This window comes from Paraburkholderia adhaesiva, from assembly GCF_021390575.1.
Classification (GTDB): domain Bacteria; phylum Pseudomonadota; class Gammaproteobacteria; order Burkholderiales; family Burkholderiaceae; genus Paraburkholderia; species Paraburkholderia adhaesiva.
Window position 1 is genome coordinate 142,166 of record NZ_JAJEJQ010000001.1, and the last position, 26,374, is coordinate 168,539.

27 protein-coding genes and 1 tRNA gene are annotated in these 26,374 nt (G+C 62.3%); 14 read left to right on the top strand and 14 right to left on the bottom strand.

Annotation, left to right across the window (positions count from 1 at the left end):
• Positions 1-391: 391 nt before the first annotated feature.
• From L0U80_RS00680 to L0U80_RS00690, 3 genes are all read right to left on the bottom strand, one after another.
• On the bottom strand, positions 392-1,045 hold the full coding sequence (locus L0U80_RS00680; protein ID WP_233861828.1) for a LysE family translocator: 654 nt from the start codon (positions 1,043-1,045) through the stop codon (positions 392-394).
• A 106-nt stretch (positions 1,046-1,151) separates the two neighbouring features.
• A complete protein-coding gene (locus L0U80_RS00685) occupies positions 1,152-1,949 on the bottom strand; it encodes an endonuclease/exonuclease/phosphatase family protein (protein ID WP_233861830.1) in 798 nt (265 codons plus the stop codon).
• Between the two features lie 29 nt (positions 1,950-1,978).
• Positions 1,979-2,482: a hypothetical protein gene (locus tag L0U80_RS00690; RefSeq protein WP_373322171.1), complete on the bottom strand. Its 504-nt coding sequence runs from the start codon at positions 2,480-2,482 to the stop codon at positions 1,979-1,981.
• A gap of 469 nt (positions 2,483-2,951) precedes the next feature.
• Between L0U80_RS00690 and L0U80_RS00695 the strand changes: the two genes are divergently transcribed.
• Both L0U80_RS00695 and L0U80_RS00700 read left to right on the top strand, forming a co-directional pair.
• Entirely contained in the window at positions 2,952-4,058 is a 1,107-nt protein-coding gene (locus L0U80_RS00695; RefSeq protein WP_233861832.1) for an NAD(P)/FAD-dependent oxidoreductase, read from the top strand.
• Between the two features lie 254 nt (positions 4,059-4,312).
• Entirely contained in the window at positions 4,313-4,624 is a 312-nt protein-coding gene (locus tag L0U80_RS00700) for a high-potential iron-sulfur protein (RefSeq protein ID WP_233861834.1), read from the top strand.
• Positions 4,625-4,699: 75 nt separating this feature from the next.
• Here L0U80_RS00700 and L0U80_RS00705 read toward each other — a convergent pair whose 3' ends face one another.
• Both L0U80_RS00705 and L0U80_RS00710 read right to left on the bottom strand, forming a co-directional pair.
• On the bottom strand, positions 4,700-6,229 hold the full coding sequence (locus L0U80_RS00705) for an amidase (RefSeq protein ID WP_233861836.1): 1,530 nt from the start codon (positions 6,227-6,229) through the stop codon (positions 4,700-4,702).
• 107 nt (positions 6,230-6,336) lie between these two features.
• Positions 6,337-7,035: a dienelactone hydrolase family protein gene (locus tag L0U80_RS00710; RefSeq protein WP_233861837.1), complete on the bottom strand. Its 699-nt coding sequence runs from the start codon at positions 7,033-7,035 to the stop codon at positions 6,337-6,339.
• A 585-nt stretch (positions 7,036-7,620) separates the two neighbouring features.
• Between L0U80_RS00710 and L0U80_RS00715 the strand changes: the two genes are divergently transcribed.
• Positions 7,621-8,766 (top strand): branched-chain amino acid ABC transporter substrate-binding protein, encoded by a 1,146-nt coding sequence (locus L0U80_RS00715; protein ID WP_233861839.1) that lies wholly within the window; start codon positions 7,621-7,623, stop codon positions 8,764-8,766.
• An 87-nt stretch (positions 8,767-8,853) separates the two neighbouring features.
• On the opposite strand, the gene L0U80_RS00720 is transcribed toward L0U80_RS00715, so the two are convergent.
• A complete protein-coding gene (locus L0U80_RS00720; RefSeq protein ID WP_373322077.1) occupies positions 8,854-10,074 on the bottom strand; it encodes an MFS transporter in 1,221 nt (406 codons plus the stop codon).
• Positions 10,075-10,257: 183 nt separating this feature from the next.
• Between L0U80_RS00720 and L0U80_RS00725 the strand changes: the two genes are divergently transcribed.
• Both L0U80_RS00725 and L0U80_RS00730 read left to right on the top strand, forming a co-directional pair.
• Positions 10,258-10,926, top strand: coding sequence for a HugZ family pyridoxamine 5'-phosphate oxidase (locus L0U80_RS00725; RefSeq protein ID WP_233861841.1), 669 nt, complete (start codon positions 10,258-10,260; stop codon positions 10,924-10,926).
• A 401-nt stretch (positions 10,927-11,327) separates the two neighbouring features.
• Positions 11,328-11,633, top strand: a complete 306-nt coding sequence (locus L0U80_RS00730; protein WP_233861843.1) for an H-NS histone family protein — start codon at positions 11,328-11,330, stop codon at positions 11,631-11,633.
• Positions 11,634-11,661: 28 nt separating this feature from the next.
• Here L0U80_RS00730 and L0U80_RS00735 read toward each other — a convergent pair whose 3' ends face one another.
• A complete protein-coding gene (locus tag L0U80_RS00735) occupies positions 11,662-11,856 on the bottom strand; it encodes a hypothetical protein (protein WP_233861845.1) in 195 nt (64 codons plus the stop codon).
• A gap of 13 nt (positions 11,857-11,869) precedes the next feature.
• Between L0U80_RS00735 and L0U80_RS00740 the strand changes: the two genes are divergently transcribed.
• A complete protein-coding gene (locus L0U80_RS00740; RefSeq protein WP_233861847.1) occupies positions 11,870-13,036 on the top strand; it encodes a cation diffusion facilitator family transporter in 1,167 nt (388 codons plus the stop codon).
• 91 nt (positions 13,037-13,127) lie between these two features.
• On the opposite strand, the gene L0U80_RS00745 is transcribed toward L0U80_RS00740, so the two are convergent.
• The 3 genes from L0U80_RS00745 to L0U80_RS00755 all read right to left on the bottom strand — a co-directional run bounded on the left by L0U80_RS00745 (position 13,128) and on the right by L0U80_RS00755 (position 14,962).
• Positions 13,128-13,586 (bottom strand): Lrp/AsnC family transcriptional regulator, encoded by a 459-nt coding sequence (locus L0U80_RS00745; protein WP_124152967.1) that lies wholly within the window; start codon positions 13,584-13,586, stop codon positions 13,128-13,130.
• A 90-nt stretch (positions 13,587-13,676) separates the two neighbouring features.
• A complete protein-coding gene (locus L0U80_RS00750; RefSeq protein WP_233861849.1) occupies positions 13,677-14,321 on the bottom strand; it encodes a 3'-5' exonuclease family protein in 645 nt (214 codons plus the stop codon).
• Entirely contained in the window at positions 14,318-14,962 is a 645-nt protein-coding gene (locus tag L0U80_RS00755) for an MBL fold metallo-hydrolase (RefSeq protein WP_233861851.1), read from the bottom strand. Before L0U80_RS00755 ends, L0U80_RS00750 begins: the two co-directional genes overlap by 4 nt.
• A 712-nt stretch (positions 14,963-15,674) precedes the next feature.
• On the opposite strand from L0U80_RS00755, the gene L0U80_RS00760 reads away from it, so the two are divergent.
• Positions 15,675-16,274: a septal ring lytic transglycosylase RlpA family protein gene (locus L0U80_RS00760; RefSeq protein WP_233861853.1), complete on the top strand. Its 600-nt coding sequence runs from the start codon at positions 15,675-15,677 to the stop codon at positions 16,272-16,274.
• Between the two features lie 49 nt (positions 16,275-16,323).
• Here the strand turns inward: L0U80_RS00760 and rsmI are convergent, their stop codons facing one another.
• Entirely contained in the window at positions 16,324-17,211 is an 888-nt protein-coding gene (rsmI, locus tag L0U80_RS00765) for a 16S rRNA (cytidine(1402)-2'-O)-methyltransferase (protein ID WP_233861855.1), read from the bottom strand.
• A gap of 190 nt (positions 17,212-17,401) precedes the next feature.
• Between rsmI and L0U80_RS00770 the strand changes: the two genes are divergently transcribed.
• The 7 genes from L0U80_RS00770 (at position 17,402) to L0U80_RS00800 (ending at position 20,838) form a co-directional block, all read left to right on the top strand.
• On the top strand, positions 17,402-17,863 hold the full coding sequence (locus L0U80_RS00770; RefSeq protein WP_373322172.1) for a YraN family protein: 462 nt from the start codon (positions 17,402-17,404) through the stop codon (positions 17,861-17,863).
• 110 nt (positions 17,864-17,973) lie between these two features.
• Positions 17,974-18,561 (top strand): phosphoheptose isomerase, encoded by a 588-nt coding sequence (locus L0U80_RS00775; RefSeq protein ID WP_233861857.1) that lies wholly within the window; start codon positions 17,974-17,976, stop codon positions 18,559-18,561.
• 29 nt (positions 18,562-18,590) lie between these two features.
• Positions 18,591-19,376: a BON domain-containing protein gene (locus tag L0U80_RS00780; RefSeq protein ID WP_233861859.1), complete on the top strand. Its 786-nt coding sequence runs from the start codon at positions 18,591-18,593 to the stop codon at positions 19,374-19,376.
• Complete coding sequence (locus L0U80_RS00785; protein WP_233865555.1) at positions 19,376-19,714, top strand: c-type cytochrome; 339 nt, start codon at positions 19,376-19,378, stop codon at positions 19,712-19,714. Before L0U80_RS00780 ends, L0U80_RS00785 begins: the two co-directional genes overlap by 1 nt.
• A 76-nt stretch (positions 19,715-19,790) precedes the next feature.
• Positions 19,791-19,866, top strand: a tRNA-Ala gene (locus L0U80_RS00790).
• A gap of 176 nt (positions 19,867-20,042) precedes the next feature.
• Entirely contained in the window at positions 20,043-20,183 is a 141-nt protein-coding gene (locus tag L0U80_RS00795; protein ID WP_233861861.1) for a YgjP-like metallopeptidase domain-containing protein, read from the top strand.
• 40 nt (positions 20,184-20,223) lie between these two features.
• Positions 20,224-20,838 (top strand): GIY-YIG nuclease family protein, encoded by a 615-nt coding sequence (locus L0U80_RS00800; RefSeq protein WP_233861863.1) that lies wholly within the window; start codon positions 20,224-20,226, stop codon positions 20,836-20,838.
• Positions 20,839-21,345: 507 nt separating this feature from the next.
• On the opposite strand, the gene L0U80_RS00805 is transcribed toward L0U80_RS00800, so the two are convergent.
• From L0U80_RS00805 to L0U80_RS00815, 3 genes are read right to left on the bottom strand one after another with little or no spacing between them, the layout of a single operon-like run.
• On the bottom strand, positions 21,346-22,068 hold the full coding sequence (locus L0U80_RS00805; protein WP_233861866.1) for a M48 family metallopeptidase: 723 nt from the start codon (positions 22,066-22,068) through the stop codon (positions 21,346-21,348).
• A 2-nt stretch (positions 22,069-22,070) separates the two neighbouring features.
• Positions 22,071-25,157, bottom strand: coding sequence for a type I restriction endonuclease subunit R (locus L0U80_RS00810; protein WP_233861868.1), 3,087 nt, complete (start codon positions 25,155-25,157; stop codon positions 22,071-22,073).
• A 9-nt stretch (positions 25,158-25,166) separates the two neighbouring features.
• Positions 25,167-26,357: a restriction endonuclease subunit S gene (locus tag L0U80_RS00815; RefSeq protein WP_233861870.1), complete on the bottom strand. Its 1,191-nt coding sequence runs from the start codon at positions 26,355-26,357 to the stop codon at positions 25,167-25,169.
• Positions 26,358-26,374 lie beyond the last annotated feature (17 nt).

A 26,374-nucleotide genomic window follows, 5' to 3' on the forward strand; every position in this document is an offset into this window, starting at 1 on the left:
CGTGGCGAATCCGGCGGCGGGTCAGCGTCGTGCGCGGTGCGATGAGTCGCAAGGCGCACGCGGACGTGACGGACAAGGCTGGCATCGGCCTATGGCGGCACGCCGGCCGGTGCCCGGGGAGCGGGCGGTGTGCTGCCAGCGGCGCGCGTCCGTCTGGTATGACCCATGCGGACTGCCGCGCAGGAGCGCACGCGTGCGAATTTCGGGATGATGATACCGGATGCTCTGTCGGACCGCAGCAATTACCCTGGTAGCCGGGCAGCTACAGTGCGGCCCCGGGCCGGGGTGGCATTGGTGCTGTGCGGCCCGGCTGGCGGGCGATTCGGGTGTTCCGGATATTGGAGCGGCACTCGTGCGGCAGAGCGTCGCGCCAACGGCGGGAATGATGCGACTAGCGGTCGATGGCGAGCTTCACGCCGAGGCTGACGAGCGCCACACCGCAGAACGCGTCGATCGGGCGGCGGATGCGGCGGTAGCCGCGCTGCGCGCGGTCGTCGGCGAACAGGAAGGCGATGCTGCAATGCCAGCCGAACGACATCGTCGCCACGGTCGCGAGCGCCACGCCGTAGAACCACAGTGGCGGGTGCGCGGGAAACATCGCGGCGAACACGCTGGTCCAGAACACGCACGACTTCGGGTTCGTCAGGCAGGTGAAGAGGCCGGCGCGCCAGGTGCGGAAGTACTCGTGACGGGCGGGCGGGGCAAGCGGCTCTGTGTTTTGCCTCGTAACCGGACCCGCAGAAGCCGTATCCCGTCGTGCTCCCGAGCGCAGCAACTTGAAGCCGAACCAGACGAGATACACCGCACCCGCCACGCGCACGCCGTTGTATACCCAGTCGATGCGCTGGAGGACCGTGGCGAAGCCGAGCATGGCGAGGGCGGCCCAGAGCGTCGACCCGACGCCCACGCCGAACGCCGACATCACGCCGAGCCCGCGTCGTCCGGCGAGCGAAAGCTGCGTGACCATGAAGAAATTCGGGCCGGGGCTGATGAGCGCCAGCGAGTAGACCGCGGCGATCTGGAGCAGCGTGGTGATGTAGTGCATGACGGGGACAGACGACAGGGCGCGCAGTGCGCAACGCGACATCTTAGCCCGTTACGGGCGTATCCACGCTAACCGCTTCGGCATCCGGAACAGCGCACGTCGGGCGTCATTCGAGGCGCAGCCGCGCCATGTACGGCAGGTGATCGGAGAGCCAGGCGGTTTCCTGCGCGGGCTGGATCAGCTCGACGGGCTGCAGGCCGCGCACGAACATCTTGTCGAGTGCGAGTTGCGGCGAGAACGCCGGAAACGTGCGCGCGGGTTCGCCCAGCAGCGTCGCCACTTCGTGCATGCCGTGCTCGGCGAAGATCGGCACCGAGTCGTTGCGCCAGTCGTTGAAGTCGCCGGCGAGCACGAGCGGTCCTTGCGGCGCCTCCTTCGCGATCCAGTGCGCGATCCAGTTCATCTGCCGCAAGCGCGCGCTGCGTGTGAGCGCGAGGTGCGCGCAAAGCAGCGTGACCGACCGCGTGCCGACGTTCGCGCGCGCCACGAGCAGCCCGCGCCGCTCGAAACGGTGCGCGGAGATGTCCCAGCGTCCGCCGAGATCGAGTGGATGGGGTGAAAGGATGGCGTTGCCGTGCCGCCAGGACGGCTTGAACACGTTCGGGCCGAGCGCGATCTGGAGCTCACTCGCCTGGGCGATCTCGGTGGCCTGGCAGTGCCAGACGTCTTCGAGCGGATCGCCGAGTTGCGCGCCGAACGTCGACGCGAGCAACGGCTGCGGCAGGCGCCGCGCCATGGCTTCCTGGAGGAACCAGGCGTCGGCGTGGGTGGACTGGACCCATCGCCGCATCGCCTGCCAGGCCTGGAAGCCTAGCGGCGAGCGGCCCTTGTGCAGGTTCCAGCTCACCGCAACGAAGTCGTTGAGGTGTGAGGTGTCGATGAGCGGTTCGTCGGGGTTTCTCATGCGGGTGGTTCTCTCTGGCGCTCTGCGGCTTACGGTTGCGGCGGCGCGAGGCTTGCGCTGATCCGGTACGCAAGCGATGGATTCATATCGACGATTTGCCAGTTCACCGGCTCGTCCGGCGGGACGCGCAGCCCCGGATGGCTGGCGGCGATCCGGCGCGGCTGCGGCGGCAGCGCGCAACCTTCGGGCGTTTGCGACTGTACGTCGGATTCGAGCGTTTCCTGAGCGTCGATCGCGAGAATCGACTCGCTCGCATTCGCCTGCAGCGGCGAGACCGTCACGGTGCGCTGCAGGTCGATGCTGCCGCCTGGCTGGTCCTTGCATCCGATGTCGTGTGTGACAACGTGATGGTGGGTGTCCGTGCGCGCCTGGCCAACTGTGGTCGTACCCTCGAACTGGTCGATCTGCTGGCCGTCGCGCAAAACATCGAGCGTCCATTTCACGACCGGTTGCGCCGTGTCCTGCGCGTGGGCGCAGACGGCGGCCGTCATGGCCGCCGCAAACAGCGAAGTGGCGAGGCTGTGCTTCCACAACATCATGTTGTTGACTCCGTGCGCGCAAGCCGCGTGAGTGGCGAAGGAATTCGTCAGCTGCGCGGCAGGATCGTTCTGACCTTCGATCCTATACCCGGTTCGCAATAGCCGGACCGACGCAGTTCTGTTCAGATTGGGGTGCGCTCCACAGGTTCAACCGCGACGTGTTGCACCATTGAAGCCGGATTGGCAACGAGTGTGCAACTTCCGGACGATCCGGGGCGTTTTTGTTGTCCGGCGAGCAACGGTGGCTCGCGTTTTATCGAGGCTGTTTTTCGATAGTGCGAGTGTAAGCTTCATTCCACGCCCGGCTCTCTGGAGGCCGGGCGCATCACCGATACCGAGCCGGGTCACGGCGTACAATTTTTAAAGAAAGTGGCGGCGCGCGTTGCGCGCCATTACCAGGATCAAGCGGATCGCGGCGCCCGGTCGAAGTGGAATCCGGCGCCGCAGGGGCGGACGTGCAGACATGGATCAGATTGATTGCGTAGTCATCGGTGCGGGCGTCGTCGGACTGGCGGCTGCCCGCGCGCTTGCGGCGAAAGGGCGAGAGGTTATTGTGCTCGAAGCGGCCGAAGCCATCGGCACGGGCACCAGTTCGCGCAACAGCGAGGTCATTCACGCCGGTCTTTACTACCCGCGCGGCTCGCTGAAGGCGACGCTCTGCGTGCGCGGACGCGAAATGCTTTACGAGTACTGCGCGGCGCGCAACGTGGCGCACAAGCGCGCGGGCAAGCTGCTCGTCGCGACGGCGCCGAACCAGATCCCGCAGCTCGAAGCCATCCTCACGCGCGGCAAGGAAAACGGCGTGTTCGATCTCACGCGGATCAGCTCGAACGAGGCGCTCGAACTCGAGCCGGCGCTCGAATGCGTCGCGGCCGTGTATTCGCCCCAGACCGGCATCGTCGACAGCCATGCGCTGATGCTCGCCCTGCAGGGCGACGCCGAGCGTGATGGCGCGGTGATTGCGCTCAGGTCGCCGGTCGAGGCGATCGACGCGACGCCGAACGGCTTCATCGTCAACGTGGGCGGCGAGGCGCCCACCACGGTGCGCGCGGCCAGCGTCATCAACAGCGCGGGCCTTCATGCGAACGCGCTCGCGCGGCGGATTCGCGGGCTCGACGCGCGCCACGTTCCGCCGCTCTATCTCGCGCGCGGCAATTACTTCAGCGTGTCGACGCGCGTGCCGTTTTCGCGCCTCATTTACCCGATGCCGAACGAGGCCGGGCTCGGCGTTCACCTCACGCTCGACCTGGGCGGCCAGGGGCGCTTTGGTCCGGACGTCGAGTGGATCGATTCGATCGACTACGACGTCGATCCGCATCGCGCCGACGCGTTCTACGCGCAGATCCGCAGCTATTGGCCCGCGCTACCGGACGGCGCGCTGCAGCCGGCCTACGCCGGCATCCGGCCGAAACTTTCGGGTCCCGGTGAGCCCGCCGCCGATTTCATGATCCAGGGCGCCGCCGCGCATGGCGTGCGTGGGCTCGTGAATCTGTTCGGGATCGAATCGCCCGGGCTCACGGCCTCGCTCGCCATCGCCCAGCGCGTGTGCGAGCTGGCCGGGGCTGGTTGAGCGCGATTTTGGGCACCGGCAATGTTGCTTCGGCCGATTCGCGTCGCGCGGTACCGAACGCGGCTGTCGCGTCCCGCGTCGCCTGACCGCCATCGCTGACCCGTTCAATCAGCATCGATGTTTCGTGCGCACGCATCCACAATGCGACTTGTCTATACCCGGAATTGCGGCTGTATTGCGCATCCGTTCGTTGCTATGCTTGCTTCGCGCCGTCGTAAGAACGGTGTTTAGCCCTACATACTGGAGTGAGTTAGATGAAAACGTCCCGCCGCAGCTTTCTGATCACGAGCATTGGCGTCGCAACGACCGTCGCCCTGTCCCGTCAGGCTTTCGCCGATGCACCGAAGCTCAGCGAATCCGATCCCACGGCCATGGCACTTGGCTACAGGGCTGACGCCACGAAGGTCGACAAGGCGAAGTTTGCAAAGTACGTCGCCGGTCAGACCTGCAGCAACTGCCAGTTCTTCCAGGGAAAGCCCACCGACGCCTGGGCGCCATGCGCGATGTTCGCCGGCAAGGAGGTTTCAGCCAAGGGCTGGTGCGGCGCCTACGCAAAGAAGGCATAAGCGCTTTTTCGCACGCTTTTCCGCGGTTTCGCCGCGCAGCTGTCGCGCGAACGCCTCCGCGCATCAACGCATCGATCAGACGCGCGGCATCGCGCGGCGCGCCTGCAGCAATGGCGGGCGCCGTCCAAACCACGGCCGCGCCGCCTCCAGTTGCGCCGCGAGGCGCAACAGCAACGCATCCTCACCGTCGCGCGCGGCGAACTGCACACCGATCGGCAGTCCGCGCGAACTCCACGCGAGCGGCACCGACATCGACGGCTGGCCCGTCATGTTGAACAGCTCGGTGCAGCCCGCCCAGGCGAACGCCTTGTTCGACGCCTCAGTCAGCATCTTGCGCATCAGCACCTCCATCGGCATCGCCGTGACGGCACGCATCTGCATGCGCTCGGTCAGCGACGGCTTCAACTCACCGATCTTCACGGGCGCCGCAGCGAGTGTCGCGCACAGGATCACGTCGTAGCGCGTCATGAGGTCGGCGAGCTGCGCCGTGACGCGCTGCTGAAAGTCCAGCGCGCCGGGCAGCGCACTTTTGCCGAGCTTGCGGCCGATATGCCCCATCGCCCACGTCGCAATTTCGAAGTCACGGCGGCGCGGCGGCGTGCCGGTGATGTCGTCGGCGTGGAGCACGGATTGCTCGGCGATCGACGACCACAGCATCAGAAACGCCTCGCGTGCCGCAGCGAAATCGATCGACAGCGTCACCGGCTCCACCCGGTGACCGAGCGACGCGACGAGCGCAGCCGCGTCTTCGACGGCGCCCCGCACCTCGGGCGAAAGCGAGAACGCGAACATCGGATCGGTGACGAGCGCGATGTCAAGCGGCTTCGCGCTGTCGAGTGTCTCGCGTGCCGCCGAGAGGAACGTGCCCGGCGCGCCGGGCATGAGGTCAGGGTCGCCTGCAATCAGGTCTAGCATCAGCGCGCTGTCACGCACGCTGCGCGAGACCGCCAGATCGACGCCCAGTGCACCGGGCGACGGCTCGACGTTCGAGGGCGGCTGACGCGAGCGCGACGGCTTCAGGCCGAACAGGCCGCAGCAAGACGCCGGAATGCGGATCGAACCGCCGCCGTCCGAAGCATGGGCGAGCGGCACGACGCCCGCGGCGACCACTGCTGCCGCGCCGCCGCTCGATCCGCCGGGCGTGTGGTCCAGGTTCCAGGGATTGCGGCACGCGCCGAAGAGTTCAGGCTCCGTGTACGGCATCTGGCCCAGTTCTGAGGCGCTGGTCTTGCCGAAGATGTTGAGTCCCGCCGCGCGGAAGCGTTTGATGACCGGAGCGTCGTCGGCGGGGACGTAGTGGCGGTAGTGGCGGCTGCCGAGCGTCATACGCAGCCCCGCCACCGCCGCACCCAGATCTTTCACGAGGAAGGGCACGCCTGCGAGCGGGCCCTGGGTCAGTGCGTCGGCGTCGTTGCCGCCCGCCTCGATCCGCAGCGCGCGGCGGCGCGCCGCGTCGTAGTCCTTCAGCACGATCGCGTTGATCGCGGGATTGGCGGCCTCCGCGCGCTCGATCGCCGTATCGAGCAGTTCGCGCGGGCTCACGTCGCCACGCTTCACGAGTTCGGCAAGGCCGATGGCGTCGTACTCCAGATAGTCGGTCTGCAAGGTGAGGCCTCCTGCTCCAGAAGATGCGTGACAGTGAATGTGACGCTCGTGCGAGCGTCGTGCTTGCTTTGCGCTCGCGGGTGATGCCGCCGAGCCGCTTTCAGGACTTACAGATGCTCTGCGAGGAAAGCCAGCGTACGCCCGTGTGCGAGCGCCGAAGCATGCTGGTTGTACGAAGCGCGCACCGAGCAGTTGAAACCGTGTTCGGCTTTCGGGTACAGATGGAATTCGGCGTTGTTGCGGCCCGCGAAACTCGCCTTCACCTGATCGACGGCGTCGAGCGGAATGGCGTGATCGAGTTCGGCGTAGTGAAACTGGATCGGCACAGTGACCTTGCCGGCGACGTCGAGCGCGTTCTGAATGCCGCCGCCATAGTACGAAACGGCGGCGTCGAGTGCGCCTTCCGCCGCTGCGAGATAAGCGAGGCGGCCGCCGAAGCAGTAGCCGATCGCGGCGACCTTACCCGTGCATTCGGGCAACTTGCGCAGCACGGCAGCCGTCGCGGCGATGTCTTGCGCCGCGAGCTTCGGGTCGGTTTTCTGCAGCAGTTCGATGCCCTTGTCGCGGTCCGCGCCGACGTAGTCCAGTTCGACGCGCGGCTGCGTGCGCCAGAAGACGTCCGGCGCGATGGCGACGTAACCATCGAGTGCGTACTGCTCGACGACGTCGCGGATATGACCGTTGACGCCAAAAATCTCCTGCACGATGACGATGCCCGGACCCTTGCCGCCCTTGGGCAGTGCAAGGTAGCCGCCGAAGCTGTCGTTGCCGGCGGGAATGTCGATCCATCGAGTCGAAACGCTCATGCTGTTCTCCTTACTATTCAGACTGCGTTGTTGCGTATTTTGGGGGCCAGTTTGCCACACGTGCCCATTGGCTTGCAGCGCGCTGCATGCCCGACGACGGTTCGTGCTCCGATCGTATATGTGTCGCATGTAGTTTTAATAGAGCACTTAATTGAATTGGCAATGAACCCATTCAATGGGCTTTCACTTAAACCCAGAAAGCGTGACACGCGGTCGCGCCACTACTTTTTTATCCCAAAATGGATGGCGCAAAGCTTCAGGAAGGCTTTCCGGGAGATTGCGTATGTCGTTCCAGATCACTGAAAATACAAGGAAAAAACCTATTGGGCAGAGTTGCGAGTCGACACGGTACAAAGCCTATTGGTACTCGTACCAATATCTGAAAAAAGTCGCCCCAATTAATTTGATCACCTACACTTGCGCGCAAGTATGACCGGGCCGTCCGCCATAAACGGATTCACCGGCATGCTGGCCAGGTGCATCAAGGATGCATCCGGCGTGGTCGTCCGAACGGGGAGCGACACGTACGGGGCGCGGGAGCACAGGGCGATTACGTCGCTTTTGGGTACGAAACTGGAGACTTACATGACTATCAAGCTTCAAAAGCTGTTGCCGATTAGCGCTGCGGCCATGCTGTTTGCGACCTTCGCATCGGCAGCCAGCGCGGACGTAGTGGTCAAGATCGGCCACGTCGCTCCGTTGACGGGTCAAATTGCCCACCTCGGCAAAGACAACGAAGATGGTGCACGCCTCGCCGTCGAGGAAATCAACGCCAAGGGTCTCACGATCGGCGGCCAGAAGGTCACGCTGCAGCTCGACGCTCAGGACGACGCAGCCGACCCGCGCCAGGCCACCCAGGTCGCGCAGAAGCTCGTCGACGACAAGGTCGTTGCAGTGGTCGGCCACCTGAATTCGGGTACGTCGATCCCGGCTTCGAAGATCTATAGCGATGCAGGCATCGTGCAGATCTCGCCGTCGGCAACGAACCCGGCCTACACGCAGCAAGGCTTCAAGACGACCTACCGCGTCGTCGCGACCGATGCGCAGCAAGGCCCGGCACTCGCCAACTACGCGTCCAAGACCATGAACCTGAAGAGCGTCGCGATCGTCGACGACTCGACGGCTTATGGCCAGGGTCTCGCGAACGAATTCGAGAAGACCGCCAAGTCGCTCGGCATGAAGGTTCTGTCGCACGACGCGACGAACGACAAGGCCGTGGACTTCCGCGCAATTCTCACGAAGATCAAGGGTGAAAACCCCGACGCGATCATGTACGGCGGCATGGACGCCACGGGCGGCCCGTTCGCGAAGCAAGCGAAGCAGCTTGGCCTGCGCGCGAAGGTGCTCGCGGGTGACGGCGTCTGTACCGACAAGCTGTCCGACCTGGCCGGCGACGCAACCGACAACATCGTGTGCTCGGAAGCCGGCATGGCGCTCGAAAAGATGCCGGGCGGCAAGGAGTTCGAAGCCAAGTTCGAGAAGCGCTTCGGCCAGCCGATCCAGATCTACGCACCGTTCACGTATGACGCCGTGTACATCATCGTCGATGCGATGAAGCGTGCGAATTCGACCGAACCGGCGAAGATCCTCGCTGCAATGCCGACGACCGACTACAAGGGCGTGATCGGTGAGACGACCTTCGATGCGAAGGGCGACCTCAAGCACGGCGTGATCTCGCTGTACGACTACAAGGGTGGCAAGAAGACCCTGCTCGACGTCGTCAAGATGTAATTCGACAACCGCGCAAGCGGTGTAAAAAAGGCACGCGGACGAAAGTCCGCGTGCCTTTATCTTTTTCGTGGCACCGAGTGCCGGGTTTCAGATGCCGAGGCGTTGCAGCACCTTGGGCGCGGCCCAGGCGATGAGCGCGCAGCAGAGCGCCACGACAGCCAGTCCGATGGTGAGATTCGTCACCTGCGTGATGGCGCCGATCACGACCGGGCCGAAGAGCAGGCCGAAATACGCAATGCCCGCGACGTGTGCGAGCCCTTCGGCGGCGTGGATGCCCTTCACGCGCGCGGCGGCCGCGAACAGCACGGGCATCATGTTCGCAAGACCGAGGCCCATCAGCGTGAAGCCCGCGAGCGCGGAGAACGCGAACGGCAGGACGAGCGCGCCGATCATACCGGCGAACGCGAGCGACGCGCTCGCCATCAGGAGCTGCGGCGCGCCGAAGCGTTTGCGCACGACATCGCCGGCGAAACGCGCCGCCGCCATGCCGCCAGAGAACGCTGCATACGCTGCGCTCGCGAGCGCGGGCGTGGACAACACGACGTCGCGCATGTAGACGGTCGCCCAGTCGTACATCGCGCCTTCGGCGATCAGGGCGATGAGCGCGATGCCGCCGAGCGCCCAGAGCGCGGGCGTGCGCCAGCGGTTGCCGGTCCGCGCATGCTCGCCGTGGGTCGGGTGCGGCACGTGCGGCAGCACGGCGGGGCACGACGCAACGAGCACAATCGCCGAAAGCGCAGAAGCGAGCACGAGATGCACCGCGGGCGCCATGCCACGCGCGAGCAGGGCGCCGCCGATCGCGGCGCCCGCCATGCCGCCGAGGCTGAACATGCCGTGCAGCGACGACATGATCGGCCGGTCGAGCGCCTCTTCGACGACGCTGGCTTCGGCGTTCATCGCGACGTCGAGTGTCGCCATGCCTCCGCCGAACAGGGCCAGCACGGGAAGCAGCATCCAGAACGACGGCACCACGAGGATCAGCGCGCCGCACACCGACATCGTGAGGCCGCCCGCGAGACACGCGCGGCGCGTGCCGACGCGTGCGATCCAGCCGCCGATCGTCGTCATCGCGGCGATCGATCCGCCCGCGACGGCGAAGAGCGCGCAGGACAGCAGCGCGGGACTCAGGTGGAAGCGATCGCGCACGGTGGGCACGTGCACCCCCCAGGACGCGTACATCATCCCGGCGATGAAGAAGAGCGCCATGGTGGCGAGCCGGGCGCGCTGGCGCGTCGCTTTGGGCAGGGCGCGATGGGCGGCCGCTGGGGAGTGCGTGGCGACGGCAGGGTCGAGTGCAGGGTCGGACACGGAGAATTCCCGGAAGGAGGTAAAAAGAGGAAGGTTTCTGAAAGTAAACGCCGATTCTAACGAACGTTGCGACACCTCGCCGCACTACGACCCGCGCCTCACTAATAACAGGACGCACGGCGCATAGTGTCGGAGACGCTAATATCACGACATGACAGAATCCGCCTGGCTCGAGGACGCACCTTGAAAATACCCGCTCACGCTCCGCTTCATCTGCTGCACCAGGTGCCGATCGGCACGCTTGCGACCCATGCGCGCGAGCCGCACGGCTTTCCGTATCCGACCGTGATGCCGTTCGCGCCGGATGCGTCTCATCGCCCGGTCATCCTGGTAAGCCGGCTCGCCGAGCACACGCGCAATCTTCAGGACGACCCGCGCGCGGGTTTTCTCGTCGCACATGCGCCGGACGGCGATGTGCTCAACGGACCGCGCGAAACGCTGTTGGGCCAGTTCGCGCCGGTCGACGCCGACCGCGAAGGGGCCGTCGCGCGCCGCTACCTGCGCTATCACCCGGACGCCGAGCGCTACCTCGCGCTAGGCGACTTCGCGTTCTGGGTGCTGTACGTCGAACGGCTGCGCTATATCGCCGGATTCGGCGCGATGGGCTGGCTGAACGGTGCGGAACTCGACACGCTCGATCCGCTTCCCGAAGAGGAGGAGGTCACGCTGATTGCGTTTTTCGAGGGGCATCCGGCGCGGCGGACGGGGCTCGAACTGGCGGGCGTCGACCGCTACGGCGCCGACCTGAAGATCGACGGCGTGCGCACGCGCTTTATCTTCGATGCACCGCAGCTCGATCTCCAATCCTTGCATGCTGTGCTGGCGGATTGCGTGGAGCGCCACCAGGGCTGAATGATTTTTCGGAAGCTGCGCCGGCAGATATCGGGGTCTCGTGGATTATCGGGCGCAGTTGTCCTCGCCGTCATCCTCAACGGTTCTGAAGTTCTCACGCGATGAAATGTTTTTGCATTTCTGAACCATTTAATTTTCATTGTTTGATAATTCTTAAGGCGAGATTAATATGCAAAATAGGCGTACGTAAAAATACTGATTCGCACCCATTGAAAGTCACTGGATGTCCGGCCTGCATCTGAACGTTATCGAAAGAGCCTTCTATTAATTTTTATAGTTTGCGCTATTGCGCGCATTCAATTCTGTGTTAATCTCGCCTCCACTTTCCGGGGCGCAGATCAGTCTTTCGGTATACCCGCACTAGACCGGTAGCCATAATTGCCTAAACCACAAGGGTACCTATGTCTTCCTACAAGGAACTACTCGCCCAGCGTGAAAAGCTGGAGAAGCAGATTGAAGAGGCGAAGGAGCGCGAATATGCTCAAGTCCTCGATGAAATCAAGCAGAAAATGGCCGATTACGGTATTACGCTCGCCGAACTCGGCGGCAGCCGTGCCGGCAGCAAAAACGCCAAGGTGAGCCGCTCGCGCGCCAGCGTTGCCCCTAAATATCGCGATCCGGACAGCGGCAGCACATGGTCGGGTCGTGGCAAACCTCCTCGCTGGATTGCCGGCAAGGATCGCGAAAAGTTTCTGATCCAGAAGTAATTCGCTACTTACCGCACACGGCGGGCCGTCAAAGTCCGTCGATGCGAAAAAGCCGCGCAGTCATCACGACGCGCGGCTTTTTTTTGCCCGCAATACAGCCGCCGAATTTCGTGAACGAGAATGCGTCGCGTTCTTGTAGGCGTATGATTTTAAAGAATTTCATGAGGTAATCTCGAAGTTGAACAGGTTGTCCGATTACAATTGCGGAAAATCCCTGATTCATCTTTTTCCCCTGTATGACCTCTACAGCCGATACGCAACTCTCGGATAAGAACCAGGTTGCGCGCAAAACCACGCTCGTGAGCGTCGCCGTCAATTCGGTGCTCGTCGTCCTGCAAATCGTCGTTGGCGTGTTCGCGCATTCCCAGGCACTCGTCGCAGACGGTGTTCATTCGTTTGCCGATCTCGTTTCCGATTTCGTCGTCCTGCTGGCCAACCGTCATAGCGGCGCCAAGCCGGATGCCGATCACAATTACGGCCACAGCCGTTATGAAACTGTCGCTTCGCTTTTCCTCGGCGCGTTGCTGATTGCGGTCGGCATCGGCATGCTGTGGCGTGCCGGCACGCGCATCGCCAATCTCGACGCGATTCCGCCCGTGCACATGAGTGCGCTCGTCGTCGCGATTTTCGTGCTCTTTTCCAAGGAAGGGCTCTTCCGTTACATGCTGCGCGAGGCTCAGCGCGTGCGCTCGCAAATGCTGATCGCCAACGCCTGGCATGCGCGTTCGGATGCGGCGTCGTCGCTCGTGGTCGCGATCGGCATTGTCGGTTCGCTCGCCGGCGTGCGGCTCCTCGACCCGATCGCGGCGGCGATCGTCGGCTTCATGGTGGCACGCATGGGCTGGGTGTTCGGCTGGGACGCGTTGCAGGACCTCTCCGACCGCGCACTCGACGAAGCCGCTACCGCCGACCTGCGCGCGCTGCTGCTCGCGACGCCGGGCGTGCTCGACCTCCACGAAATGCGCACGCGCAAGGCCGGCGACCTCGCGCTCGTAGATGCGCACATCCTCGTCGATCCCATGATCTCGGTCTCCGAAGGGCACTACATCGCAGAGGCGGCCCGCCTGCGCGTGCTCACCGATCCGCGCGTGCTCGACGCGCTGATCCACGTCGATCCCGAGGACGACATGCACGTGCGCTCGGTGGCGAATCTGCCCGCGCGCCAGGCGCTCATCGGGACGTTGCGCGACGCGTTCGCCAAATATGGCGTACACGTCGAGTCGGTGACGCTGCACTATCTGAGCACGGGGCTCGCGGTGCAGGTGGCGCTCGCGGCCAGCGATGACGTCGCGCGCCTCGCGGGCGTCGATCTCGACGCGATCAAGCGCTTGATCGGCGCAAGCCAGCTCGACGTGACGCACGTTGTGAGCACTCAGGCCGCTCTGGGTCCGGCGCACACGTAAATCACGATCCGAAACTGTCGCGCCGCGCGATTCGGACGACCCGCGCGCGGTGGCGTTCAGGGCCGTCCTCCGAAGCCGGGACAGCCTGGCTTCAGAGCGGCAGTTGGGTATCGAACTTGATTTCGCGAAGCACGACGCTCGTGCGCACCTGTGCGACGGCCGGAATGCGAAAGATGCGCTCGTGCAGGAAGGTGTCGTAGGCCTTGATGTCAGGCGCGACGATCTTGAGGATGTAGTCGGATTCGCCGGTCGTGCTATAGCACTCGGTGACTTCGGGGCACGTGGCGATCTCACGCTCGAACTGCTCGACACCGCCTTCGGTGTGGCGCGTGAGATGGATATGCGCGAGCGCGCAGACGTGCAGGCCGAGCTTTTCCCGATCGAGCAGCGCCGTATAACGCTGGATCACGCCCGATTGCTCCATGTCCTTGATACGGCGCCAGCACGGCGTGCTGGACAATCCCACCTGATCCGAAATTTCCTGAACCGACCGGCGCGCGTCCAGTTGCAGCAGGCGCAGGATCTTTTGCGAGAACGTATCGAGTGTCAACTGCGCCTCCGTTTGCGTCGCCGTATTACTGAATGTTAGAGGGCAGGAGAACGAAACGCAATGCACAACGGCATTGATGAGGCGGATTGTCTAATTTGATGGTTCGTCGGCGGCATTTTGCCCTGAGGCGTCCCTATCAGCGACCGTCGCCTCACGTGCGGCCTGAGAGGCGCGCAGATCGGCGAGCATGTTGCAGAAGAGCGCGCCTTGCTCGATGGCGTCATCGAGTGCCACGTGCGTGTGCGGATGGTCGTCGAACCAGTGTTTCGGGAAACGCGGCTTGATGCACTTGCGGTACGGCAGGCCCGTCATCGCAAACGCGAGCGTCTTGATATCGAGCGCCGACCACGAAAACGGGCAGCGCCCCGCGAAACGCATCATGTACCAGAACATGTACGTGAAATCGAAGCCCGCGGGCATCGCCACGAACACCGGCTTGCCGGGCAACGCCTCGACCCACTCCACGTAAGCCACGAGCGCCGCCGCAGGATCTTGCAGATCTTTGCGGCACGCGGCCCACGCTTCGGGCTGCGTCTCCCACCACGCGGCCTGCACCGGATGCGGCGCCGCGCCTTCGAGCGTGGCCAGATTGGCTGAGAAAGTGGCGATCAGGCGCTTGTCGGCGGTATAGGCCGCCGACGCGAAACTCAGCATCGAATGCGGACCGGGGATCGGACCGTCCGCCTCGACGTCGGTGCTGACGTAGATTTCCTCGATGGCGACGTTATTAATCATCCGGGTATGCCGTCTGCTACGTATGGGTTGGAACGGCGCTCTTCTCCGAACGTCGATACCGGGCCGTGGCCGGGTACGAACGTGACGTCGTCGCCGAGCGGCCAGAGCCTCTCGCGGATCGAGCGGATCAGGTCGGCGTGATTGCCGCGCGGAAAATCGGTACGTCCGATCGAGCCCGCGAACAGCACATCGCCGACGATCGCCAGCCGGTGCTTCTGGCTGAAGAAGATCACGTGGCCCGGCGTGTGGCCGGGGCAGTGATAGACCTCGAGGTCCTCGTCGCCGAAGTGCACGGTGTCGCCATTCTTGAGCCAGCGGTCCGGCTCGAAGGCCTCGGCGGCAGGAAAGCCAAAGCGCGTGCTTTGCTGCGGCAGCATGTCGATCCAGAAACGCTCGTCTTCGTGCGGACCTTCGATCGGCACGCCGTATTTGGCGGCAAGCGTCTTCGCGCCGGCGCAGTGATCGACGTGACCGTGTGTCAGCAGGACCTTTTCGAGCTGTACCTCCTGACGCGCGAGTTCGGCCTCGATGCGATCGAGATCGCCGCCTGGATCGATGACGGCCGCGCGGCGCGTTGCTTCGCAGACGAGCAGCGAACAGTTTTGCTGGAAGGGTGTGACGGGAATCAGCGTGACTTTCATGCGCCTCTTTGGATCGCGAGGAACGGACGGCCGCGAGAGACGGGCCGCTGCCAAAGCTCCGATTGTACCGGCGCGCACGAGGGACCGCCGAGCGTTCCCTCCAATCGCCGGGAACGCCCGCCAGATAAGGCCTGGCGACGGGCGTTGTTACAATTGTAGTTAAAATTACGTAAATTCTGAGGGTTGCGCGGGTGACAGCTATTCTTTTTGGGTATAATGCCGGCCAACACGAACGTTTTTCGTGCTTTCAATGGGCGATGTGACCCGCTTAACAGGGTCTCGATTCATCGCTGTCATGTAGTGCCATTGTCGGATGACCGCCTTTGCGCGGACTGAAGCGATGGCAAATCAGGTGCCGATCCGATCGGCACCGCACGTCTTGTCCAGCCAGGCGCCGCGCGCCTGCAACGGCCTTGCTGCCGTGACGCTGGATGGGGCCTACGCCGCTGTTCCTGTGCGCCGTGTGTCACCGGCGCGCCAGAACGTGGATGCCATGTTCGATGGCGGCGTGTGGGGTCTGGTCCGGTTGCCGGGGAGCGGCTGCACCAGACGTGAAAGATAACTAGCGGTTGGTGACCCAAAAGGGGTCGCATTTTGGTGCCGGCTCAAACTCGCCTTTTGCGAGAGGAGTACTGCCGCACCTGCAGCCGCCGAAGCCTTTCCGCCGTGTGCAACATCGCCGCGTGGGGCTTCGACATGTGATGGCAAGCTTATGAAAATCAGACTACCTCGAAGATGCGGGAGTCTCGCAGCCGTTTTCGTGCTGGCCGGTTGTGCCATGCCGCCGAGTTCGCAGAACCAGGCGGACGACACGGCACTCCGGACCGGCGACGCGCAGAACGGATTCTTCGCGCCGCAGGCCTACGACACGGCGCTCGCGGCCCTGCCCGCGTCGGGCACCGGTAGCGACAAGTCGCTCGCCGACGCTCAGCCGATCGGCGGTGGCCCGGACATTTCGACGTACCACCAGGCCGGCCGTGCGTCGTGGTATGGCCGTGCTTTCCACGGCCACAAGACTGCAAGCGGCGAGCGCTTCAACATGCAAGCGCTGACCGCAGCGCACCGCACATTGCCGCTCGGTTCGTACGTGCGCGTGACCGTGCCGCTCACCCATAAGTCGATCGTCGTGAAGATCAACGATCGTGGGCCGTTTGCACGCGGTCGCGTGATCGACCTTTCGTATGCCGCAGCCAAGAAACTCGGTCTGCAGCACGCAGGCGTCGCGAGCGTGAAGATCGAAGGCCTTTCGATCCAGGAAGGACGTACCGAGATCTCGGAGCAACTCGCTTCGAACACGGACAGCGTACGCTGATCGTCGTGCCGGATTCGAGAAGGGCCGCCGCTGGCGGCCCTTCGTCATTTCAGTCGCCCTCTTCTTCCTCGCCCTTCAGTTCGAGCGCGCGCGTGTAGAGCGCGTTGCGCGATGCGCCGGTCAGCGCTGCCGCGAGCTTCGCGGCGCTTTTCACCGGCACCTCCTGCAGGAGCACCCGCAACAGCGCGTCGTGATCCTCGCCCGACGCCGCCGCGGCGTGCGCCCCCTCGACGACCAGCACGAACTCTCCGCGTTGACGATTCGCGTCCTCCGCGAGCCACGCTGGCCCTTCGGCCAGGGTGCATCGATGCAGCGACTCATGTAGCTTCGTTATTTCGCGGGCGATCAACAGACGCCGCCCCGGACCGAATGCGTCCGCGAGAGCCTGCACGGTTTCCACGATGCGATGCGGCGCTTCGTAGAACACCATCGCGTGCTCGTGCGCAACGAGCGGTTGCAATGCGGAGGCACGCTGCTTCGGCTTTGGCGGAAGGAAGCCGACGAACGTGAAAGTCGCCACCCAGTCGCCGGCTGCGCTCAAGGCGGTCGCGAGCGCACTTGCGCCGGGCAGCGGCACGACCTGGAAACCGGCTTCGCGCACTGCGTCGACGAGCTTCGCTCCCGGGTCGGAAATGCCGGGCGTGCCCGCGTCGGACACGCAGGCCACGCGCTCGCCAGCACGCAGAAAGTCGATGACGCGCTGCGCTGCCTCACGCTCGTTGTGCTCGTGCACGGCGATGAGCGGCTTCGAAATGCCGTAACGCGTGAGCAACTGGCCCGTGTTGCGCGTGTCCTCGGCGGCGATGCGGTCGACGAGACCGAGGACGTGCAGCGCGCGCAAGGTGATGTCGGCGAGATTGCCGATGGGCGTCGCCACGACGTACAGCGTGGCGGCCGGATATTGCTGGGCCTGTGCGAGTTCGAGGAGGGACGTCATGACACGGAACGCGCGAACGCAAGAAAAGAGGTCGACATTGTGCCACGCGAGGGTTCGCGAAGCGGCGGGCGAGGGTGCTGGCGATGTCGCGGAACGTGCGGCCCTCGCACGTCGCTTTAGCGGCGATCTCCAGTGCCGGCTGACGCGGAGCGACAACAGGCCCGCGCGCGACTCGAAACCTTCAGGCGTCGTGACGCCCACGGGCACCCCGTCTTCCCCGGCAAAATTCCCGCGCACCGACAACTTTCCCGCGCGTCGCGAGTCCAACGCCGGACCGCGCGCCGCTGGTGCCCGTTTCGAAGCGCACGCGCTCGCATTTCTGCAACGTCAACGGCTCGTCCTGGTCGCGCGCAACGTGCTTTGCCGTGGCGGCGAACTCGACCTCGTGATGCGCGAGCGCGATGGCACGCTGGTCTTTGTCGAAGTGCGCGCGCGCAAGTGGCGCGGTTACGGCGGTGCCGCGGCGAGCGTTGGGTGGCACAAGCAGCAGCGCATCGTGCGTGCTGCCCGGCAGTTTCTTGCGGCAGGTGCCCTGGGAGAAAGTGCACACGAACGCGGGCAGGGCCTGCCGCCGTGCCGGTTCGACGTCATTGCGTTCGAGAGCGGGCGCCTCGAATGGCTGCGCGACGCCTTTCGCGCCGACGACCGATGAATACGCGGAGAACGCCCGCGAGTGCGCTAAACTTGCATCAATCCGCATACATGCAAGCGGTTTTCCGCGCTGCAGGCAGCACAACATAGGCAGTACTAGATAGAGAGTCGATGTCCGTCGAACGTATTCAACAGCATTTCCGCGACAGCGCAGCCGTCATGCTCGCGGCCATGGAAACCCTCGCGGTGCCGATTGCGGCCGCCGTCGATACGATGTTCGCCGCACTCGCGAACAGCAACAAGATTCTGGCTTGCGGTAACGGTGGATCGGCCGCAGACGCCCAGCATTTCGCAGCCGAGCTGATCGGGCGCTTCGAGCGCGAACGCCCGGGTCTTCCGGCGCTCGCCCTTACCACCGACGCCTCGGTGCTCACCGCCGTCGCCAACGACTACGCGTTCGATCAGGTGTTCGCGAAGCAAGTGCGTGCGCTTGGGCAGCCAGGCGACGTGCTACTCGCGATCACGACATCGGGTAATTCTGCGAACGTGCTCGCGGCGATTGAAGAAGCGCACGAGCGCGAAATGATCGTGATCGCGCTGACCGGCAAGGGCGGCGGCCAGGTTAACGAAGCGCTCGCCGACACCGATATCCATCTGTGCGTGCCGTCCGACCGGACCGCGCGCATTCAGGAAGTGCACGTTCTGGCTATCCATTGCCTGTGCGACGGCATCGACGCGATGCTGCTGGGCGAAGACTGACACCGACGGACGGACGAAGGAGAGTGACGTTGAAGAGCAGATATGGCATCCATGGCGCGGTGGCGCGAACGGCCCTGACGATCGGATTCGCGGCCGCACTCTCGGCGAGCCTTCAGGGCTGCTTTGTTGCGCTGGCGGGCGCGGCCGGCGGATCGGCTCTGGTGGCGACCGACCGGCGCACGGTGGGCTCGCAGACCGAAGACCGCGAGATTCAGGTGAAGGCGCTTTCGGATCTCAGCAAAAACCTGCCGGACACGTCGCATATCAATGTGGCTGTGTTCAACCAGCGCGTGCTGCTAACCGGCGAAGTGCCGGATGAAAGCTCGAAGCAGAAAGCCGAGGCGTTGACGCGGGCTATCGCGAATGTTGGCTCGGTGGTGAACGAGCTGGCGGTGTTGCCTGCGAGTTCATTCTCCTCGCGGGCTAACGATTCGTATCTCGAAGGGCGCGTGAAGGGTGAACTGGTCGCGTATAAGGATATTTCTGCGAACAACTTCAAGGTCGTTAGCGAGCGTGGGATCGTCTATCTGATGGGGCTCGTGACGCCGGACGAAGGCAGCATTGCCGCCGATGCTACTAGCAAGGTGATGGGTGTTCAGAAGGTCGTGAAGGTCTATCAGTACATTCAGCCTGGGCAGACAGGTGTTCCGGCTGTGTCGGCGACGAGTGCGCCGCCGCCGGTCAATGCCGCAGAGGAGCCGACTGTGGGGGCCGTGCCGGATGCTTCGGTGAGTTCGCGGCCTATTGATTCGCAGCCGGCGGCGCCTGGTGGCAATTCGCCGTCCGGGCAGTCGGGTACTGGGAAGGCTATGTGATGCGGGGTTTGTGCAGGTTGGTTTTCGCGGTGGCTGGCGGGGCGATGATTCTGGTTTCGCCTGGCGCTTTTGCTGCCGCGGATGGGTTGAGCGTTGCACGTGCCAATGCTTGCATGGGGTGTCATGCGGTGGATCGTAAGCTCGTCGGGCCTTCGTTTCAGCAGATCGCGGCGCGGTATAAGAGCGACGCTGGGGCTCAGGGGAAGCTTGAGAAAAAGGTCCGCGATGGTGGGGCTGGGGTTTGGGGGGCGATTCCTATGCCCTCGCATCCTGCTATGAGTGCTGGTGATATACGTACCGTTGTTGGTTGGGTGCTTGCGGGGGCGCCTTCCAGGTAGTTTGGTTTTCTGCTTTTGCGTAAATTTGGGTGGGTGGTCGGTCGCGTTTTAGCTGTGCTAGAATCGTTGCTTCGTTGGGGCGGTAGCTCAGCTGGGAGAGCGTCGCGTTCGCAATGCGAAGGTCGGGAGTTCGATCCTCCTCCGCTCCACCAAGAACACGTCTGAAGTTGTACTAGAAAGTCCTGAAACCCGCGTAGCTGCAAGGCTCCGCGGGTTTTTTGTTTCCAGCGATGTCCGGCGGAATCTGTTGACATCCGGTGGTTCGACGGGGCATTTTCGGGGGCACAATGCGAGCCGCGAAGGCTGATGCCCCCAACGAGGTCGAGAGATGCCGCTACCCAAGATTGCCCATTTGCGCGAACGGCACCATACGCCGGCGTTCCGGCTGCATGTCGAGAGAGCTATACCTGATTTCGCGCAGCGCAAAGAGTGGCTCGCCGAAAACGGAATCGATGTCGAAGGTATCTAAAAGGATATCTAAGTGATGGCATTTATCTGAGGAAGACCGTATGGCTTTGAGCATTGTGTATGTATTAACTAATCCGGCTATGCCCGGTCTGGTGAAGATCGGCTATACAACCCAAGAGGATGCTAACGCCCGAATTGGCCAGTTATTTACGACGGGCATTCCTGTCCCGTTCAAACTGGAGTTCGCGTGTAAGGTTCCCAACCCGGAGGAAGTGGAGAAGGCCCTGCATCTCGCCTTTGCTCCGAGCCGAATTAACCCGAAGCGGGAATTCTTTCGTATTGAACCGGATCAGGCGATCGCAATCCTTCGACTGCTGCACGTCCAGGATGCGACTACTGAGATTGAGGCTCAGCCGAGTTCCATAGATGAACAGTCGATCGTTGCCGCGGAACAGTTAAAAGCCCGCCGTCCAAATCTTGATTTCGAGGAAATGGGGATTCCCGTTGGGGCCGAGCTTCGCTCAGTTCACACAGACGCAGTCGCGATTGTCGAGGGCAATCGGAAGGTTCGCTACAACGGAGAAGTGATGTCGTTGACGGCTGCGACGCGGTTGGACATGGATCTTGAATACAGCGTAGCACCCGGTCCGCATTGGACCTATAACGGGAAGACGGTTCGAGACATCTACGAAGAGACTTATGGGGATGTCGTTTGACTGCGGAAGCGGCTGATTCGCGATGAGGTGAATCGGTTGCCTAACGAGTTCACCCGGTCCGCTGCTTATCGTGGAGCGGAGGCGCTGCCGCAAGGAGGTGCCGCCTATCAGCACGATACTCAAGACATAACTGGCCCTTTCGATGCTCAGGTGCTGATTGCATACCACTTCGTCAGGTAGAGCATGCAGGTGTTTGCCATCAAGGATGAGAGGCGACATGACCGCTGTTTTTTGAGGCACTGGTGACTGCAGTTGCTCACGGACCATCAAAAAATCAAAGGGTTACAGGCAAGTTACCTGTAACCCTTTGATTTTTTTCGGCGTCATGTATCCACCAGGTGACCGGATTTCTCCCGACTCGATCAACACCGATGCCGCTCAAAAGGAGCTTCGTTGGTGTATGGAAGCGCGTTGCGCCAATGCCACTGGGGCGACCCCGTTTCACCCTCGAACAATCCCGTAGACCTACGCGTGCCGGACGAAAACCTCAACTGGCATCGTCACACGCTAGTACACCCAGTCCTCATGCCGTACCGGCAGCCGGTTCACCTCGTCGCGAATCTGCCGCCACTGCGGCATGAACCTGTCCATCAGCGACTGGAACCGCGCATTGTGGGTCGGCTCGATCAGGTGCAGCAGCTCGTGCACCAGGATGTATTCCAGGCAGTCCGGCGGCTTGCGCGCCAGGTCCGTATTCAGGCGAATGTTGCCGGATACCGGATTGCAACTTCCCCACTTCGTCTTCATGTGCTGAACAAGAATCCGTCGTGCCCGCACGCCCAGCAACGGCTCCCACTTTTCCAGCAAGGGCGGCACGGCACCCCGTAGCTGCTCCCGATACCACGCATCCAGCACATCACGGCGACGGCCTGAATCACTGCCGGGGCGCACCCCGAGTTCCAGCGTCGAGTGCTTCAGATTCACCGCCGGTGCCGCATCGGCCTCCACAATCCGCAGCAGGTAGCGCTTGCCCCAGACGTAATGGCTCTCACGGTCCAGATACTCACGGGCTGTCTCGCGCTCCTGCGCAAGCAGCTTGCGCTGCTGCCGCCTGATCCAGTCCAGCCGGGTAATGGCATAGACACGGATCACGTCCTGGGCCATATGCAGGGGCGCAGAAATGCGCACATGCCCATCCGGCGGATACACGCTCAGATGGACGTGCTTGATGTCCTTCCTCACCACATCGACATGCAGGTCGCCCAGGTCGATGCTGCTGCTCGGCGCCACGGTCAATACTCCTGCTTCTGGGCTTCGATAATCAGGAAGATGCGCTCGACCTCGCGGTCATCCTGAAGAATGTCCCACAAGGCCTGCTTGATCACGTTCTCGCGCGGCAGGACACCACGCCAGCCATCGGGACGCACGCGCCTGACAGCCGCATCGATTTCGAGCGCCTGGGTCAGTGCCTGCTCCTCGGTACGGCTGCTGGCCGCTTTCAGATTATTGAACAGCGCGCGCTTGCCGTTTGAATCCAGTGCGGCCGGCGTGTCGTCCGACTTGCCTGCCTGCACGCGCTTCACGAGATCGGCTATCTGCTTCAGGTACTGCTCGTAGTCGATCGCCTTTTCCTTGCGCTTTTTGATGATCTCATCGAGCAATGCGGACATCTTCGCAAAATACGCCGGATCGGTCAGGTGATCCTTCACGATCTTGCTGCGGACGTTGTTCTCGATGGTTTCGGCAACCGACTGGCGGTCCTTCATCTCGCCAAGTTTTTTCGCAATGGCGTCAGCAATGCCGGTCTTCACGATCAGGTCGAGCAGGCCAATGTTCTCGAATCCGGAAATCTTGCGCGGCTCACTGGCCTCGATGTACGTGTCGATCAGGTGGCGCATGTCCGCTTCATACGGCTTGAGGTCCAGCGTCTCTCCGCTTGCGAGGCGAATCGTCTCGCGCAGCTTCACGTACTGTTCCAGCTTCTGCCGGATCGCGGTCTGCTGTGACGCGTTGTAGCCCGCATCTTCCAGTTCATCGGCGATGCAGGCGTACGCACGCAGCAGGCCGACCACGCCGGTATAGAACGCGACCCGCTGCGGTTCGCGGGCTTTCAGATCGTCCGCGTTTTCGGTGTTGCCGCAGAAATAGTGGATATATTGCAGCTCGCCCTTGGGCGGCTCCACTTTTTCCACGAGCAACGACAGGGCTTCGAGTGCTGCATCCAGACGCTCCCGGCCTTTCTGAACCCGGGTTTCGAGCATGACTTCCGGCGCGACGCCGCCCGCGCTATGGTCAAGCTCGGACGCGTACACGGCGAGCGCGTTCTCGACCTTCCTGAATAGATCCTTGTAGTCGACGATGTAGCCGAAATCCTTGTCATCGGTATCGAGCCGGTTGGTACGGCAAATGGCCTGAAACAGGCCGTGATCCTGCATGGATTTGTCGATGTACAGATACGTACAGGGCGGAGCGTCGAATCCGGTCAGGAGCTTGTCCACGACGATCAGCAGCTTCATGCCAGCCGGTTCCTTGATGAAGCGGGCCTTGGCCTGATCCTCGTACGTCTCGGTTCTTGACATGCCCGCCTTCGGCTGCACGTCTTTCAGCAGTTCGGTATAGGTGTTGAAGATGAACTGTTTGTCGGTCTCGGTATTCGCCCCGGTTTCTTCCAGGGTTACGTTTTTCGTCAGCGGGTTATAAGACGTGACGACGGCACACTTGCCCTTGAACGGCGTCTTCTGGAACAGCGCGAAATACTTGCACGCCTCGTAGATGCTGGAAGCCACGAGCATGGCATTGCCGCGTTCGCTGGACAGCCGCGGCTTGACGCTGAAGTCGAAGATGATGTCCTCGACCACGCGATCCATGCGCGAGCGCGAACTGAGCACCTGCTGCATCGTGCCCCACTGCTTTTTCAGTTCGTTCTTCTGCCAGTCGTTCAGCCCCTTCGTTTTGGCCTCGAACCAGGTATCGATTTTGTCCTGGGACCCGAGCTTCTGGTCAATATCGCGTGCCTCATAGACGAGATCGAGCACGACGCCATCCTCGACCGCCTCGCTGAACTTGTAGGTGTGGATGTAGCTGCCGAACACTTCCAGGCTGCTCGCCGCGTCGCGCTTGAGCAGCGGCGTGCCGGTAAAGCCGATGAACACGGCAGACGGCATCATCGCTTTCATCACGCGGTTCAGGCGCCCGCCCTGGGTGCGGTGGCATTCATCCACGAACACGAATAGATCGCCCACTGTTTTGCTGGGCTGGGATTCCAGCTCCTTGATGAAGGCATCAAAATCCCCGTCGCCGAGTCCCTTGCCGGCGCCGAACTTGTGCACGAGTGAACACAGCAGGCGCGGAGCCGGTTGAGCCAGGCGGCCCATCAGGTCGCGCCCGCTGCTGGTGCGATGGATGGGTTCGCCGCTGCTCTCGAAGACACGCTTGATCTGCTTGTCCAGCTCGTCGCGGTCGGTGATGACGACCACGCGCGCATGTGGGTTGTTTTCCAGAATCCAGCGGGCCAGCAGCACCATCAGGATGCTCTTGCCCGCGCCCTGGGTGTGCCAGATGATCCCGCCCTGGCGTTTTCGCACGTGTTCCTGCGCGGCTTTGATGCCGAAATACTGATGCACGCGCGGTAGCTTCTTTACTCCGCCGTCGAACAGGATGAAGTCGCGCATCAGCTCGATGAGCCGGGCCTTGTTGCACATCTTCAGCAGGTACTTGTCCAGCTTGTAGCCGCTGTTGTCGGCTTCGTCCTCTTTCCACTGGAGGAAGAATTTTTCCGGTGTGCCAGTTGTGCCGTATTGCAGGCCTTCCGAATCGTTGCCGGCGAAAACGAACTGCACGGTGCTGAAGAACCACGCGTTGAATTCGTGTTGCTGGTTGGACAGGTTCTGCCGAATGCCGTCGCCGATGCTGACGCGGCTGTTTTTCAGTTCCAGCACGCCGATGGCAATGCCGTTGACGTAGAGCACGATGTCCGGGCGACGTTCGTGACCACCCTTCAGGGTGACTTCCTCGGCAATGGCAAAGTGGTTTTTGAGCGGCTGTGTCCAGTTGATGAGCCACACCGTTTCAGCCACATGGTCGCCTTCGACCTTCACCGGGATGCCGTAGCGAAGAAGCTGATAGACCGCCTCGTTGTTCGCGTACAGCGCGCGCTGCGGATTGCCGGCCTCCTTTTTAAGCAGGTAGAGTGCCTGGCTGATCTGGGCCGGACGATAACCGGCATCGGTCAGATATGCCGTCAGCAACGCGTCTTCGACGTTGCTGTTGCCTGTGCGATCGCTCCAGTCGCCGAGCGGGGCATAGCCCAGTTGCCCGGTGAACAGCTTGATGACGCGGTTTTGGGTGGCTTTTTCTGATTTACCGATCTCGTCCGTCATGGGAGTTTCCTAGACTAATCGTGTCTTGCCGGTCAGCAGTTCCTGCATCATGCCTTGTTTCAGCAGGTGGGTTTTTTCGCGGCGTGCTTCGAGTGTGGCCAGTTCGGTGTCCATGTCGGAGAGCACCTCGGCAATGGCGGTTTGCTCTTCAAATGAAGGCAAAGCAACTTCGAAATTACGAACAACCCCCCAGTCCGCTCTCGGCATGTGCGTTCCGTAAGACACACTAGCGGCCTCAATGAAATCGTCCGTCTGCACAATCGCGAACACGAATCCGGCGCTGACTTGGTCTCTATCGAACATCAGTGGCCAAATCTCGGTCGTGCATATCCCGTCCTCAGATGCACGCCAATACTTGCGAAGATACGAACGCAAACGCCCGAATAACACGTCCCCCGCACGGAAACGATATTTCGATGCACTTGAATTGCTAGCCAAGCCTCGCGTCAGAAGGCGCCCATCACCCTGCCCAACATGCTCCAACTCCACGCATAGCGTTTCAGGTTCGACCTGCGCAGGCATGACCTTCTGATTCCGGATGGAGACAAACTCACCCAGCCGTCTCACCTCCCACTCCCCACCAAACCCCGGTAGCCGCGTCTTGCCGGTGAGCAGTTGCTGCATGGCGGCCTGCTTGAGGTCGCGCTTCTTGGCGATGAGTTTATCCAGGCCAGACAGCAGGGCGTCTACGTCGCTCAAGGCTTCGGCGATAGCGGATTGTTCACCCCTTCTAGGAAACGGAAGAGCGATCCCTCGAATAATGGTCGTATTTAGATTTGGCTGACCATTACCAGTTGCTATGTCTTCTCGAAGTCTTTCCGTTTGAGAATTGATGAAATAACAAACAAAAATCTTGTCTCCATCTCGCTGATTTATGATTGCAGCGATACCGTCGTTAGCACAGCAAGTCGTATTGAGTACCTTTGCAACCCCTAGAGTTGCGCCGCTGTTGGCGATGATCAGGGTTCCCGCCTTTAACGTTCGGCTATGCTTCGAGCCGTCCTCTGTCAAAAATCCGAAAGTCTCACTAATGTGAAGCTGATGATCTGGCACATTGGTTAACGCAGCCACGGTCAACCACGGGATGAAATTCCCATTGAAGTAGCGCGGATCGCCCGCTGGCCTGGGTGAGCCACCTCGAACAATCGCTCCCAAATCTCCAAGGTGTTTTACTTCCCACTCTTCGGGAATCACACCCACCTCAGTCTGCTTGTACC

Coding starts and splice junctions, on each gene's coding strand:
- L0U80_RS00680 (WP_233861828.1), bottom strand. CDS start 1,045: ATGCACTACATCACCACGCTGCTCCAGATCGCCGCGGTCTACTCGCTG.
- L0U80_RS00685 (WP_233861830.1), bottom strand. CDS start 1,949: ATGAGAAACCCCGACGAACCGCTCATCGACACCTCACACCTCAACGAC.
- L0U80_RS00695 (WP_233861832.1), top strand. CDS start 2,952: ATGGATCAGATTGATTGCGTAGTCATCGGTGCGGGCGTCGTCGGACTG.
- L0U80_RS00700 (WP_233861834.1), top strand. CDS start 4,313: ATGAAAACGTCCCGCCGCAGCTTTCTGATCACGAGCATTGGCGTCGCA.
- L0U80_RS00710 (WP_233861837.1), bottom strand. CDS start 7,035: ATGAGCGTTTCGACTCGATGGATCGACATTCCCGCCGGCAACGACAGC.
- L0U80_RS00715 (WP_233861839.1), top strand. CDS start 7,621: ATGACTATCAAGCTTCAAAAGCTGTTGCCGATTAGCGCTGCGGCCATG.
- L0U80_RS00730 (WP_233861843.1), top strand. CDS start 11,328: ATGTCTTCCTACAAGGAACTACTCGCCCAGCGTGAAAAGCTGGAGAAG.
- L0U80_RS00735 (WP_233861845.1), bottom strand. CDS start 11,856: ATGAATCAGGGATTTTCCGCAATTGTAATCGGACAACCTGTTCAACTT.
- L0U80_RS00740 (WP_233861847.1), top strand. CDS start 11,870: ATGACCTCTACAGCCGATACGCAACTCTCGGATAAGAACCAGGTTGCG.
- L0U80_RS00750 (WP_233861849.1), bottom strand. CDS start 14,321: ATGATTAATAACGTCGCCATCGAGGAAATCTACGTCAGCACCGACGTC.
- L0U80_RS00755 (WP_233861851.1), bottom strand. CDS start 14,962: ATGAAAGTCACGCTGATTCCCGTCACACCCTTCCAGCAAAACTGTTCG.
- L0U80_RS00760 (WP_233861853.1), top strand. CDS start 15,675: ATGAAAATCAGACTACCTCGAAGATGCGGGAGTCTCGCAGCCGTTTTC.
- rsmI (WP_233861855.1), bottom strand. CDS start 17,211: ATGACGTCCCTCCTCGAACTCGCACAGGCCCAGCAATATCCGGCCGCC.
- L0U80_RS00775 (WP_233861857.1), top strand. CDS start 17,974: ATGTCCGTCGAACGTATTCAACAGCATTTCCGCGACAGCGCAGCCGTC.
- L0U80_RS00785 (WP_233865555.1), top strand. CDS start 19,376: ATGCGGGGTTTGTGCAGGTTGGTTTTCGCGGTGGCTGGCGGGGCGATG.
- L0U80_RS00795 (WP_233861861.1), top strand. CDS start 20,043: ATGCCGCTACCCAAGATTGCCCATTTGCGCGAACGGCACCATACGCCG.
- L0U80_RS00800 (WP_233861863.1), top strand. CDS start 20,224: ATGGCTTTGAGCATTGTGTATGTATTAACTAATCCGGCTATGCCCGGT.
- L0U80_RS00810 (WP_233861868.1), bottom strand. CDS start 25,157: ATGACGGACGAGATCGGTAAATCAGAAAAAGCCACCCAAAACCGCGTC.